The organism is Pseudobutyrivibrio sp. OR37, assembly GCF_900113655.1.
Taxonomy (GTDB): domain Bacteria; phylum Bacillota; class Clostridia; order Lachnospirales; family Lachnospiraceae; genus Pseudobutyrivibrio.
The window spans coordinates 1-13,973 of the sequence record NZ_FOQF01000029.1 but is presented as its reverse complement, the minus strand read 5'-3'; the positions used below and the strand labels follow the sequence as shown (position 1 = coordinate 13,973).

At 38.5% G+C, this 13,973-nt stretch carries 13 protein-coding genes and 1 pseudogene; 6 read left to right on the top strand and 8 right to left on the bottom strand.

Annotation, left to right across the window (positions count from 1 at the left end; all coding sequences use genetic code 11):
* Positions 1–419: 419 nt before the first annotated feature.
* The 3 genes from aspS to BM097_RS12660 all read right to left on the bottom strand — a co-directional run bounded on the left by aspS (position 420) and on the right by BM097_RS12660 (position 3,192).
* Entirely contained in the window at positions 420–2,186 is a 1,767-nt protein-coding gene (aspS, locus tag BM097_RS12670) for an aspartate--tRNA ligase (RefSeq protein WP_090550608.1), read from the bottom strand.
* Between the two features lie 93 nt (positions 2,187–2,279).
* Entirely contained in the window at positions 2,280–2,744 is a 465-nt protein-coding gene (locus tag BM097_RS12665; RefSeq protein WP_242944715.1) for a Fur family transcriptional regulator, read from the bottom strand.
* A 70-nt stretch (positions 2,745–2,814) separates the two neighbouring features.
* Entirely contained in the window at positions 2,815–3,192 is a 378-nt protein-coding gene (locus tag BM097_RS12660) for a metal-dependent transcriptional regulator (protein WP_090550598.1), read from the bottom strand.
* A 249-nt stretch (positions 3,193–3,441) separates the two neighbouring features.
* On the opposite strand from BM097_RS12660, the gene BM097_RS12655 reads away from it, so the two are divergent.
* The 3 genes from BM097_RS12655 to BM097_RS12645 are packed head-to-tail and all read left to right on the top strand — an operon-like array spanning position 3,442 to position 5,341.
* A complete protein-coding gene (locus BM097_RS12655) occupies positions 3,442–3,879 on the top strand; it encodes a hypothetical protein (protein ID WP_242944714.1) in 438 nt (145 codons plus the stop codon).
* 2 nt (positions 3,880–3,881) lie between these two features.
* Positions 3,882–4,733, top strand: a complete 852-nt coding sequence (locus tag BM097_RS12650; protein WP_090550593.1) for a DUF5685 family protein — start codon at positions 3,882–3,884, stop codon at positions 4,731–4,733.
* On the top strand, positions 4,733–5,341 hold the full coding sequence (locus BM097_RS12645; protein WP_090550589.1) for a J domain-containing protein: 609 nt from the start codon (positions 4,733–4,735) through the stop codon (positions 5,339–5,341). Before BM097_RS12650 ends, BM097_RS12645 begins: the two co-directional genes overlap by 1 nt.
* 91 nt (positions 5,342–5,432) lie before the next feature.
* Here BM097_RS12645 and BM097_RS12640 read toward each other — a convergent pair whose 3' ends face one another.
* From BM097_RS12640 to BM097_RS12625, 4 genes are all read right to left on the bottom strand, one after another.
* Entirely contained in the window at positions 5,433–6,368 is a 936-nt protein-coding gene (locus BM097_RS12640; protein ID WP_090550584.1) for a DUF4349 domain-containing protein, read from the bottom strand.
* 9 nt (positions 6,369–6,377) lie between these two features.
* A complete protein-coding gene (locus tag BM097_RS12635) occupies positions 6,378–7,601 on the bottom strand; it encodes an acyltransferase (protein ID WP_177197462.1) in 1,224 nt (407 codons plus the stop codon).
* Positions 7,602–7,774: 173 nt separating this feature from the next.
* Positions 7,775–8,710 carry a J domain-containing protein gene (locus BM097_RS12630; RefSeq protein WP_090550577.1) on the bottom strand — a complete coding sequence of 312 codons (936 nt, stop codon included), beginning with the start codon at positions 8,708–8,710 and terminating at the stop codon, positions 7,775–7,777.
* A 30-nt stretch (positions 8,711–8,740) separates the two neighbouring features.
* Positions 8,741–9,574, bottom strand: a complete 834-nt coding sequence (locus BM097_RS12625; protein WP_090550572.1) for a YitT family protein — start codon at positions 9,572–9,574, stop codon at positions 8,741–8,743.
* 187 nt (positions 9,575–9,761) lie between these two features.
* Here BM097_RS12625 and BM097_RS12620 point away from each other — a divergent pair, with 187 nt between their 5' ends.
* Together BM097_RS12620 and BM097_RS12615 are read left to right on the top strand one after the other, a co-directional pair.
* On the top strand, positions 9,762–10,739 hold the full coding sequence (locus tag BM097_RS12620) for a bile acid:sodium symporter family protein (RefSeq protein WP_090550569.1): 978 nt from the start codon (positions 9,762–9,764) through the stop codon (positions 10,737–10,739).
* Between the two features lie 23 nt (positions 10,740–10,762).
* Entirely contained in the window at positions 10,763–11,131 is a 369-nt protein-coding gene (locus BM097_RS12615) for a hypothetical protein (RefSeq protein WP_090550564.1), read from the top strand.
* Between the two features lie 305 nt (positions 11,132–11,436).
* Here BM097_RS12615 and BM097_RS12610 read toward each other — a convergent pair.
* Positions 11,437–12,147 (bottom strand): annotated as a pseudogene (locus tag BM097_RS12610) (transposase); the annotation flags it as partial.
* Positions 12,148–12,245: 98 nt separating this feature from the next.
* Between BM097_RS12610 and BM097_RS12605 the strand changes: the two are divergent.
* A complete protein-coding gene (locus BM097_RS12605; RefSeq protein ID WP_090549543.1) occupies positions 12,246–13,535 on the top strand; it encodes an IS110 family RNA-guided transposase in 1,290 nt (429 codons plus the stop codon).
* Positions 13,536–13,973 lie beyond the last annotated feature (438 nt).

Genomic DNA, 13,973 nt, shown 5'->3' with positions numbered 1-13,973 from the left:
AACTCCACCTCATTTATCGCAGGCCAACGGTAGCTTGCGGCTTCCCAGACTTCTTGCGATAAAATTCAGCCAATATCTTCCAATTTTTATCACAAGCCAACAGTGACTTGCGGCTTCCCAGACTTCTTGCGATAAAATTCAGCCAATATCTTCCAATTTTTATCGCAAGCCAACGGTAACTTGCGGCTTCCCAGACTTCTTATGATAAAATTCAGCCAATATCTTCCAATTTTTATCGCAGGCCACATAGACGAAAAGCCCTGGATTACTTGTTTTGGTATTGGTTCTTCTAAAAATTATAATATGTAAGTAAAAAAGAGCCTAGTAGCTTTCAAGTACTTGTATTGCTCTGGTGATAAGTTTCTTCACTGAGCAATACTAGAGCTTGATAACATAACTAGGCTCTTATTATATTAATATTATTTATCTTCTTCTGGCATTACGATAGCGATGTGAACATCGTCAAGCTGCTTCTGATCTACAGTAGCAGGTGCATCCATCATAATATCCTGTGCGTTCTTATTCATTGGGAATGGAATAATCTCACGGATTGATTCCTCGCCAGCGATAAGCATAATCATACGGTCTACACCAGGAGCGATACCGCCGTGTGGTGGTGCACCATAAGTGAATGCATTGTACATAGCTGGGAATTTAGCCTTAACATCATCCTCACCAAGACCTACAAGCTTGAATGCTTCGATCATGATTTCAGGATCGTGGTTACGAATAGCACCTGATGAAAGCTCTACACCGTTACATACTAAATCGTACTGGTATGCAAGGATATCAAGTGGCTCTTTAGTCTGAAGTGCTTCCTTACCGCCCTGTGGCATTGAGAATGGGTTGTGGCAGAACTCAAGCTCTCCTGACTCCTCGCCGATTTCGTACATTGGGAAATCAACGATCCAACAGAACTCGTATGTGTCCTTCTTCATGTGACCTTCTGCTGCTGCACCAAGAAGCTTTCTGAATACACCAGCTGTCTTTTGAGCAACAAGAAGTGGACCTGCAGCAAGACCAACGAAATCGCCAGGCTTAAGACCAAGCTTTTCGATAACAGCAGCTTTTCGCTCTTGAAGGAACTTAGCGATACCACCAACAAGCTCTCCGTTTTCGTCAAGCTTGAACCAGTATGTCTTCTGAGCTGTAGCAACTTCTACTTCAGCGATCATAGCATCAATCTGCTTACGTGTAGCTGTAAGATTATCAACAACGATAGCCTTAACTACATTGCCCTCGAATGGACCAAAGCCGCAATCAGCCATAACATCTGTAGCATCCTGAAGTACAAGGTCGATACGAAGATCTGGCTTGTCTGAACCATATTTATCCATAGACTCAAGGTATGGAATGCGTACGAATGGAGCTGTTGAAGCTGTTTTATATACGCCGTACTTAGCAAAGATTGGTGGAAGTACATCTTCTACTACCGCGAAGACATCTTCCTGTGAAGCAAATGCCATCTCCATATCAAGCTGGTAGAACTCTCCTGGAGAACGATCAGCACGTGCATCCTCATCACGGAAGCAAGGTGCAATCTGGAAATATCTATCAAAACCTGATGCCATAAGGATCTGCTTGAACTGCTGTGGTGCCTGTGGAAGTGCATAGAACTTACCAGGATGATTACGAGCTGGTACAAGGTAATCACGTGCACCCTCTGGTGAAGAGCATGTAAGGATTGGTGTTGTGATTTCCATGAAATCATGTGCAATCATAGCTGCTCTTAACTCTGCAACGATTTTGCTTCTAAGAACGATTTTGCTCTTAACCTCTGGATTACGAAGGTCAAGATAACGATATTTTAAACGTGTATTCTCATCTGCTTCTTTTGAACGATTGATTTCAAATGGAAGCTCGTTGTGAGTACACTTTCCAAGTATTTCGATTGATGTAGGAACTACTTCGATTTCACCAGTAGGAAGCTCTGTGTTCTTAGATGAACGCTCGCGAACTGTACCAGTAACTGAAATTGTAGATTCCTTATTTACAGAATCAATGACAGCCATCATTTCTTCTGTCTCTACGACTATCTGTGTAGTGCCATAAAAATCACGAAGGATAACGAATCCAAGATTCTTTGACACTTTTCTGATGTTTTCAAACCATCCAACTAACGTAACTTCCTTACCTGCATCTGCAAGACGGAGCTCGTTACAGTTGTGTGTACGTGACTGAGTCATTTTATATCTCCTCTTCTTAATACAAAACTAGGGCTGCCAGTACCTACTAGCAACCCTTTTATGATACATCAGAACATAAATTTATTCAATATCCTACATAGCCAATCTGGCAATCTTCTTGCCTGATTCTACACGGCCTGTGGCATGTAATCCTGCCTCCAAAAGCTTGGTGAGCTCGTTTCGGCCAATAACAAGCTTTGTGTCGTCATCCAGTGTGACTACCACATTGGTCTCGCAGGCTGCGCAGCTACCACCAGGACAGCTTTCGTCGCAATCTGCATCCTCACAAAGATTTGCACAGTTGGTGCAGTCTACCTGATACATGTTTTTGCGATTGATTACGCCAATTTCTTCTAATGTATTAACCATTCTGTAAACGGTGGCGCTTCCTATATTTTTATCAATCTTTACAGCCTCGCGGTAAATCTCTTTAACACATGATGGATCGCTATTTAAAATGATATCCAAAATGGTAAGACGCTGTTTAGTAATACGACAGCCTGATTCACGAAGCTGCTGAATAATTATATCTCTCTGTTCGGTTTCCATAACATCCATCACTTTTACCTCTCGTTCCATAACATGAAAAACCAGCCCCATACAGGGCTGGAATAGTTTCAACGCTAATTTACTTTGATACTCTTTCAACGTAATCTCTTAAGGCCTTAAAGCTTTCCTTGCTGATTACGTGCTCAATTCTACAAGCATCTTCAGCAGCGATTTCCTCATCAACACCAAGCTTCACAAGAATGTCTGTAAAAAACTCGTGTCTTTCAAGAATCATCTCTGCGATTTCCTTACCCTCTTCTGTAAGATATATGTATCCTGCATCTGTAACTGTGATTTGATTCTTTTCTCTAAGATTCTTCATTGCTATACTAACAGATGACTTTTTAAAATTTAGTTCGTTGGCAACATCAACAGATCTAACAACTGGCAATTTCTTGCTAAGAACTAGAATAGTCTCTAAATAATTTTCTGCTGACTCATTAACAAAAGTTCTCAAAATGTTTTCCTCCTGTATAAATGGATCAATTATTTCAATTGCACACAACCCACTTACAATGTATAGGTTATCACACTTCTTACTCCTGTGCAACTGTATAAACTATAGTTAGTTTACACTAACTATAGACTTTTTTCAAGCATTATAAATCAATTCTTAAACTTTTCTAAAATAACCCTTCAAAGTGTTGACGATGAGCTAATTTCCGTATAAAGTGCAACTAGAGTTTTTACCTAACAGGAGGCCGGTATGAACGATTTCAGATATCGCATGGCAAAATTTTTTAGTGGACGCACAGGTGTGGATGCCTTAGGCAGAGCTGTTACCTGGTTAGCACTTATCCTGATGCTTCTCACTATGATTACACATTCAAATATTTGTTATCTGCTTGCCATGGCTTGTCTCCTATACAGCTTCTGGCGTATGCTTTCTAAGAACTATCAAAAGCGCTACTATGAAAACGCTAAATTCTTAGAAAAGACCGCAGGTATTCGAAGAAAGCTTTCTGTTTTATCTGCAAAGCTTATGGCGTTTTTTAACAAGGCCAAGGCTGATTATAATCAGCGCAAGGTATACGCAATCTTCAAATGCCCTAGCTGCAAACAGAAGCTTCGCGCCCCAAAGGGACGTGGTAAGATTCAGGTAACATGTAGTAAATGTCATACAGTATTTATTAAAAAGGTGTAATCTTGTTTGGATACATTAACGCTGATTTAAAACAGCTATCAGAAGAAGACAAAAATAAATACAGACAATTTTACTGTGGATTATGTCATTCACTTGGAAAGACTGCAGGCTTTAAGGGGCAGATGCTTCTTAATTATGATTTGTGCTTTTTGGCTATTTTACTGCAAAGTCTTTACGAGCCTGATTTGTCACAGGACAATCACTGGTGTGTCATTCATCCTTTCAAGAAAAAGCCATTTTTTGAAAGTGAAGCCATTAAATACGCCGCTGACATGGATATCATCCTGTCATATTACAGTCTGATGGACAATTACATTGATGACAACTCAAGGCTTGCAAAAATTGCCGCAGATAGCCTGAAAAAGGAGTATGTTCTTATAAAAGACAGATACCCTAGACAGGTGGCTGCCATCGAAGAATATATTAAAAATCTTTCCCTGGCAGAGGCTGCAAACGAAAGCAACATCGATATAATTTCCAGCTACACTGGAGAGATGCTTGGCACTCTCATGAACTGGAAGGACGATAATTGGGGAAAGACTCTCCATTGCATGGGCTTTCACATGGGTAAATTCATTTACATTTTGGATGCTTATGAAGATTTAAAGAAGGATGAAAAGCGTGGTAGCTACAATCCTCTTCTATATATGAAAAATGAGTCGCCAAAGGAATATGAGACATTTGTAAGAATTAATCTTACATCTCTCATGGCAGAATGTGCCAAAGGCTTTGAGCGATTGCCTATAGTTGAAAATGTAGATATTTTAAGAAACATCATTTATTCTGGTGTATGGACTAAATATGAATATCTGCAGATTAAAGAGAAGAAAAACACTCCAAAGGAGAAGCCTTAATGATTGATCCTTATAGTGTCTTAGGCGTTAATAGAGGCGCCTCTGACGAGGAAATCAAAAAAGCATATCGTAATCTTAGCCGCAAGTATCATCCTGATGCCAACATTAACAATCCTAATAAGGCACAGGCGGAAGAAAAATTCAAAGAGATACAGGCTGCATATAATCAAATCATGGATGAGCGCCAAAACGGAAGCTATTCTAGTGGATTTGGCTACAACAATTACAATTCCACAGCAGGTAATTCATCTATGGAGATGCAGGCCGCAGCTAATTATATCAACGCAAGACAGTTTGGGCAGGCATTAAATGTGCTTAATTCCATCCCTGATAGCGGACGAAACGGACAGTGGTATTTCTTCGCTGCCGTTGCTTCACAGGGACTTGGTAATCTAAACGATGCAAGAGAATACATTTCTCGTGCCATTGCTTTAGAGCCTAGCAACTTTAGATATAGACAGTTTCAGCAAAGCATAGACTTTGGAAGCAGTTGGTACAACACCACTGGCGCAGGCTACGGTTACTCCAGACCTTATTCAGGGGTTACCAGATGGTGCGTAAGTATGTTATTATTGAATCTGTTGTGCAATATATGTTGTTGCTTTTAAAAGATTATTACTAGGTCATTCGGACCGTTCATATATTTTCTCCCTTCAAAGAACCCGCGGGCTTCAGCCACCCGCGGGTTCTTTACTTTTCTTATTTAGTTTGTACTTCTTTATTTTGCTTTTCCTTTTTGTTCTTTCTCTTTTTATGGATTCTAATTATAATCACCACCACTACTAATATTATAATAATGTATGGCAGTATATATATTAATCCAATCACAAGATTTTGCAGGAACGTAATAAATCCTGCGAAGGAACCCTCAAAGGCTTCTGCGAAACGATTCCATGCACTATCCGCCTTCACCTCGGAATAGGTTGCCACCTCTTCAATATCGATTGAAACTGTACTGTAATCTATCTGGTCGTCATAGGCCTTCTTCTGAGCTGTGTAACTTTCAATCTGATACTGAACATCGTTTATTCTATCTTCTATTTCAAGAAGCTCTGTCACATTTTCTGCGTTAGCCTCAAGCTCCTGAAGGCGGGCAAGCTTTGTATTGAGGCTCTTTAATCTTGCCTGCACATCAACATAGCTTGATGTAATATCATCCACACTTTCGCTCTTAGATGTTACTGAGCCTACATCCCCCACGCTAGACATAAATGCTTGATACTTATCAGCAGGAATGCGGGCTATCATGCTTGCACTACGGCTGCCATATTCTGCATTACCATAGGTGGAATTATTTTCTAAATAACCTCCATTTTCAGTGACAAGTGCTTTTACCCTGGCAAGGTCATCATCAAACTTCTTAGTTTCTAGCCTTATATTAGAATTATATACTAGTTTTCTGCTGGTATCGTATTCGGATAGGTCTACTTCCTCTCCACCTGCATCCGTGGTGGTATTAGTATCCATGTCATAGGATTCTGCTGCGGTTTCTTCAAACCCAACTGCATCCTTTGCCATAAATGAATTAGTAGCGCCTTCAAGTGTTGCTGCACTATCTGCACTACTTGTTCCCCCACAGGCAGTAGTTGCTAGCACCATACAAGAAATAATTACTGCTAATAGTCTTCTTTTCATAATTACCCCTCACCTTCTTTGTTTGAAATCTCTACCTGACAATGCCGTAATTGGATTTACAAATATATTATCTATGAAATAGGCCGTAATTAGTGAGCCTATTAAGGTTATTAATACTATTAAAACAAATCCAAGCCCTTGATAATATAGAGCGCTAAAATATTTGTATATATATAGCTTAACAGCAAAATTAATTACAAGCATGTGAACTAAGATTATTCCATAGCTATACTTACTTATAACTCTGACTAGATAGATGTTTTTTAACTTTTCCTGTAGCTTGAAAAATATAGCCATTATCCCTATAGATGCAGGAATCAAAAATGGATATTCACCGTCTAAATCATCAGGCAAGCCTGTTCGCAATTTAAGATATATTCCAAAGAGAATTGCTGCAAGTAAGCCTACTACTATGGCAATATTATCGTATTTTCTGGTTTCACTCCTACCATACCAATAGCCCATAATAAACATCATAAGCCAAAAACTAAAATGCATTGGCATTGCACTTTCGTTGATAATAAACCTTGTAAGTAAATAATATATAAACAGCACTGCCACAAGGGATGTGAGAACCTTGTATGGCATATCCTTTAGCATATATCGTAAAAACGGTACTATCACATACAAGGAAATAATGATATATATAAGCCAAAAATGGTATACATTTGCCCCTGCATAATCTGCTGTGATAATCTTTTTGATTACCTGCAATACACTGAGTCCGCCCATAGCATCATACTGCCAGAGATAAAATAGATAATATATGATAAGTGGAATCGCAACCTTAGTTAATCTTTTTCTATAAAAGGTTAATACAGGCTCTTCCTTAAAGCCTAATAGCAATGCACCAGAAATCATAATAAAAAGGCAATCACCACTGACACCTGTGAAACAGCGAATGTAGTTTAGCACATGATAGATAATGGTATTTTCCATGCCTTTAGTATTTTCCCAATCAGGTCCAAGTATATGAACGCTTATGATAAAAACTACGGCGATAATTCTAATATAATCATATACCGGCTTACGATTATTCTCAGGGATGGCTAGTGTATTTGGCAGATATCCAGGAGTTTTGTATGATTTAAATATGCTATACATACTAAATCCTACAACGCCAATTGCCACCACCCATAGATTAGCCTTATGGCTTGAAAACATGCAAGCAAGTACTATCGTTATTAAATCTATTATAAACCAACATACTACCTCTAATGAACCTTTTTTCATCATTATCCTCCATTGTAGCTTCTCCCTTAACCCTCTTTTTACTTTACATCATTACATGTTCAAGATAAAGACCTCAAGTATAATAAAGGCTATAACATTTTGGTTGGTATTGATGATATATCAAACAAAAGATGGAAAAGCTCAAGATATAAAAAATTTAGAAGGGCTGCAATTTACAGCCCTTCTTTTGCATATTTTTCCAGCAACTCATCTATCTTACGGTTAGTGTTATCAATTGCTGAGTTTTGGTCCTCTATAATCTTTATCCACAAATCTATGTCTGCATACTTTTTGCCGTATCTGGTAGACTTTGGAGTGTCGGATACTACCATCTTTACCTGAGCTTTCTTTTGCTCAAATAGAGGGATGATTACATAATATAGCCTATCATCCTTAAAACTAAGATAGCCTAATATCTCGCCACCCTTGTTTCGTAAATATAAACGATGTTTTGATATACCGGCAGGATAAAGCGCGGTACCTGGCTTTGGCACAGGTGTATTCATCTCTAGCTCCACCATTGCATCTATCTTATAGGCACTGGTATCCATTACTGCCAATTCATTCAGTGTAAGGCTGCTATCAATAAACTGTCCTGTTAGAAGATATGTAATATCAGCCAGATATTTCTGTTTAATTACCGCTGGCGGTTCAAAAAATAATGAAGGCCTTGCATTGTCCATAAGCTCCTTACTGGTCTCGTACAAGCTCTTCAAAAATAACGAAAACTCCTCATCCTTTGACCACACATACTTACCTCTGGCAATCTCTATAGTTCCGATACTGCTACCATCATAATCTTCTACCTCATGAAATATAGGCCTAACACAATATGCATTTTTATTTTCCTTGGCGTTCCAGTTTTTTATTTTGGTAGATTTTTTAGTTGTAGGCTTCTTTGGGGTACTATGATGCTTACCATCACTCCCATCAAAGTCCTTCATAACCATCTCATAGGCTGTATTTATCTTTGCTGCAAGCTCACTATCCTCGGACTCACTATTATCAGGATGATGTTCATGCATCAGCTTTCTGTATTTCCTTTTTATTGCTCTTTCATCCTCGGTTCCATTTAGCCCTAAGATTTTTCGCGCAGTACTTTTATTCATTTACTTTATAAGCTCCAGTAATAAATCAAGTTATCTTAGTATTTCGTCGATAGTAGATACCGTACTAAAACTTCCTGAATGATTAGAGATGATATCCTTCATAATTGGTAATTCAAAATAGCTGATGTAGCAGATAAGAGTGTTATTCTCTCCTGCAATAGCACCTCTTGAATCCATGATTGTACAGGTCTTGTTTAGCTTTTCCTTGATATCCTTTATGATGTTATCAGGATCCTGGGTGATAATTGTCACCTGCTTGATTGCTTCGAAATGGTCAGTGTAATGATCGATAACAGTGGTAGCCACCACATAAACCAAAAGACTAAGCAATGCCGCTGTCATATCTATCGTGAAAAACACTGTGAAATAAACTAATGCATTGAATGCAAGCAAAACGGGAGTCATGCTGTAATTTCGACCTGTTTTATCAGATAGGCGTTTAACAACTATGTTGGCTAATATCTCAGAACCATCTATGCATCCACCATTTCGAAGGATAAGGGATAGGCCTGCCCCAAGGATTGCCCCGCCAAAAGCAACTGCAAGGAAATGCTCGGTGTTAAGCTCAAAGGGAATCTCCTCGAAAAAATGGATTCCCAAAGTGTAGGTCAAAGAACCTAATGTAGCTTTGATAGTGAAGCTTTTTCCAAGCACTACGTGTCCTGCTATTATAAAAGGTATAAATACTAAAAATACAAGAGGCGCCAGTGAAAGCCCAGTAAGCTTGCTGATAATAATAGCAACCCCTGCTGTACCATAATCAATGGCGTCATTTGGCAATATAATCAGTGCGACTGCAAAACTTGCCATTATGGCTCCAACTACAATAAATATGTACTGTAAAATCCCTTGAGTTTTCTTCATATACACCTTTCTACTGTAAATGTTCTGTAAAATTGATTCTTATAAAAATTATAACTAACAATATTTTCCATATCAACAGATGTGTCCCACACTTATTGAAAAATATTTTAACAAGTGCTATCTTGTTCATAACGCTATCACTTTAAAGCGCTAAACTATTATTTATAAGAAAGGATGGAATTATGTTATGAAACAAATCAGTAGCTTTATCGGAAAGTACATGGCTATCATTGTACTTGTAGTCGCAGCGTTGGCTCTTTTTAAGCCAGGCACATGCCTTTGGATTCAGACTAGTTGGATTAACTATCTCCTTATGATAGTAATGTTTGGAATGGGTCTTACAATTAAGCCTGAAGATTTTGTTTTAGTATTCACTCATCCAAAGGATATTCTTATTGGCTGTATTGCCCAATTCACAATAATGCCTCTGCTTGCATTTATACTGGGAAAGACCTTCGGTCTTGAGGCTGGACTTCTTGCAGGTGTTATTCTAGTTGGAACTTGCCCTGGTGGTACATCCAGCAACGTCATCACATATCTTAGTGAAGGTGATGTAGCTTTATCAGTTGGCATGACTAGCGTAAACACTCTTCTTGCTCCACTGCTTACACCTGTTATCACATATTTATTCCTTCGCACAACAGTATCTGTTGATGTGCTGGCTATGTTCCTATCAATTATCAAGGTAGTAATCGTTCCAATCGCACTGGGCTTCGTCATTAACCACTTCTTTGGAAAATTCACTACTAAGGTAAAGGAAGCACTTCCACTTGTTTCAGTGCTGGCAATCACACTGATTGTTGCAGCCGTTGTATCTCACAACTCACAGCAGATTCTTACAACAGGTGCTGTAATCTTTGTAGTTGTAATCCTTCATAATCTTCTTGGTTATGGCTGCGGATTACTTCTTGGAAAAGCCCTTAGACTTCCACTTGCTAAGAAGAAGGCACTCTCTGTTGAAATTGGAATGCAAAACTCGGGACTTGCAACTTCTCTTGCAGCCACAGCATTTCCTAATCTTGCAATGGCCACAGTACCTGGCGCCATCTTCTCTGTATGGCACAACATCTCAGGCGCTTTGCTTGCAAACATCTACCGCAGAATGACTGAGGAGAAGGCAGTTGCTGTTGGGGTTAACCTTGATGTAAAGGCTACTAATAGTTAATATTATTGGGGAATTGAATTCAGTTGGCTTTTGAAGTAATCGCACCTTTTGACGGGTGGGCGATTACTTCTTTTTTTGTAGTAACTTTTTTAGTAAATGCAAAATTCTTAAACTTAATGCAAATTTTTACAGGTAAAAGCAAAACATATTTCGATGTTGCATTTAGTCAGACAAATTTGAAGTTGTTAATCTTACTGTTTTCAATTATACAGAATCCACATCCAGCAAGGAATACACAATTCAAAAGTGATATTTTTTTCTACTCCCAAGCAGTGCTGGATTCACTTTTTGCTCTAGCACTGCCTACTTCTCTTCTCCAAAGCAGTACTAACCTTATTTTTCTTTCTAACACTGCTCATTTCTCTTCTCTCGAATGGGCTTTGTGGCTTTGAGATTTGTGATGCTACGGTAATATGCTATGAATAGTTACTTCTTACCGTAATATTTCGCTGAGATTGGACTGATTTTCTATTGCTTATTTTAGTTTACTTTTGTTAGCTAAAGTGTATTTCACCATATTTCAAATACGTCGCCAAGTTACGCCACACTGCCTGAAGTCATTACATCACAAATCTTGCTAATGTTTGTCAACGTTTTTTTACAAGAAATATGTGTTTAAGTTTTTGAAAAAAGCATGACTTTAATAAGGCCTGTCTATGCAGGTCTTTATTATGAGTTTATAATTATGATATTGAATTTACTTGTATAGCTCCATTGCACGGGCGTAGTAAATTCTGAGGAACTTATTAACGGCAGCCATTTTAGCTACGTTATAAGGCTTTCCTTCCTGTTCTTTCTTTATCATGAAAAGATAGACAGGATCGTTTTGAGGTTTGGATAGTTTGAGAGCTTGCATAACCTCAAAACAAGCTTTTCGTAGAGCCGGATTGCCACGTTTAGAGATATGACGGTTTCGGCTCTCGAATTGCCCAGATTGATATGGTGGGGCATCATTTCCTGCATAGGCATTTAAAGCTTTTCCGCTATGGAAACGACGTATATCTCCTATTTCTGCAAGAATAATTGGGCCTAGTCTATCGCCAACACCAGGCATGTCATGAAGGATTTTATACTCAGGTATGGTTTCTGCAATAATCCTCATCTGCAGGTTGATTTCATCGGCTGCAGTTTGAGCGGTCGAGACTAAATCAACGCATTGTTCTTGGACAATAGATGATAGTGGATTTTCACCTCTAGTAGTTACGCTATTTATTACTAATTCATAGATTGCAAGACCTTTGGAAAGAGCATATCTGTCAGTAGTTTTTTTGACTAATACTTTATAGCTCTCTAAGAACCTTGTTTTTCCCATCTTTCGGATTACATCAAATGATTTAAAGCGTTTGATAAATCTTAAGAGAACACAGTTTTCTGGATCTCGGCTCTTAAGAGGGAGCATTCCTGTAATTCATAAATAACACCAATTGAATAAAAAAGAACCTCAAGGTAAGATTGAGATGCATCTTGGCGGATGTAACAAATCAATCAAAACACTGGAGGTTCCAAATGAATTATACACAGAATGAAAAAATCGAACAAGTAACAGATGAGACATTAGTTGTTGGTGTGGATATAGGAAGCCAAACTCACTACGCTAGAGCATTTGACAACCGAGGACGTGAGTTAACAAGAAAAGTATTTGTATTTCATAATGACTTAGAAGGGTTCAATTCCTTTAATTTCTGGACAGAGACATTAAAAGCTGATAATAAAAAGACAAAAGTTTTAGTAGGCTGTGAGCCAACAGGTCATTATTGGTTTTCATTAGCAAAGTATTTGAAAGACCATCAAAAGAAGCTTGTAATGGTAAATCCATTCTCTGTTAAAAAGATAAAGGAATTAGATGATAACAGCCCAAAGAAAACAGATGCTAAAGATCCAAAAACAATTGCAAAATTGGTTATAGATGGTAGATATTCAGAGCCATATATACCGGAAGGCATTTATGCCGAAATAAGAGATTTGGTATACAGCCGCGATAGAATTATGAAGCAGCATAACATTTCTGCAAATAGAATTCAGCGCTGGCTTGCAATACATTTCCCAGAGTATCTGGGATTATACAAAAGATATGATGCTGTGTGTGGCTTAATGATTCTTGAAAAGGCGCCTTTGCCACAAGATATCATTACACTTGGAGTAGACGGTGTTAAACAAATCTGGAAAGATGCTAAAAAACGAGGCCGTGGAGTAAGTAAAGATAGGGCAGAGACCCTGGTTGAGGCGGCTCATAATAGTATTGGACTAGAAGGAGGCATCGGTGCAAAAAGTGAGTTCTTTATGCTACTTGAAGAGCATCGCTTATGGGCTTCGCAATTAGAAGCTATAAATAAGGTACTTGAAGAAGCAATTCGAAAAGTATCAAACGTGGAGAAGTTACTCGCCATTAAAGGAGTAGGAGTTGTAACAATAGCAGGATTCATAGCTGAGGTTGGTGATATAAGACGCTTTAAATCACCAAAACAAATCCAAAAGTATGCTGGGCTAGAACTAGTGGAAAGAAGTTCTGGAAAGCATAAAGGAAAAACGAGAATCAGTAAACGAGGAAGACGTAAACTGAGAAGAATTCTTTATCAAGTAATGGTGCCATTGCTAGCAAGGAACCATGAATTTAGAGAAATCTATGATTATTATGTTACTCGTGTTAAGAATCCGCTGAAACGCAGACAAGCCATGATGGCCGTAAGCTGCAAATTGATTCGCGTATTTCACGCGGTATTAACAAAAGGTATGGATTATGACAGATTCAAAATGATGACGGATATCCATAGGAATAGCGAGCTAATCGCTGCCTAGTCAAAAAAGAAACTTGTAAACAGGAAGCGTCCGCCAATAGTTGGTGCTGAATACAGGAATGACAAAATATAGAGAACAAAGTAGAGCTAGTAGCTGCGTTGACATTTATTATAGGGCAACGACCCTGACTGAGGAGCATGAGCAGCACCCAACTACGGATAAGCAGTACGAAGGAATTTAGGACCTGACAGAGGTCAGTGATCCTGGTAGACATGAGAGGTTAGTTACTGTAGGTGATTAGGGAGACAAGAGGGCCTTCATAAAGAAAAAACAAAGACGTTCTTTTTGTTGTACCAAAAATCATCAGAAAAGGGCTCCAAGAAGCCAACTTCATATCTGTAATGCACTATTTTGATCAATATAAGTAACTGTAAACAGTTTAACAAAGCTTGATAAATCAAGGTTCTTTGTTAAACATCAACAAAAAAGAATAGAGAG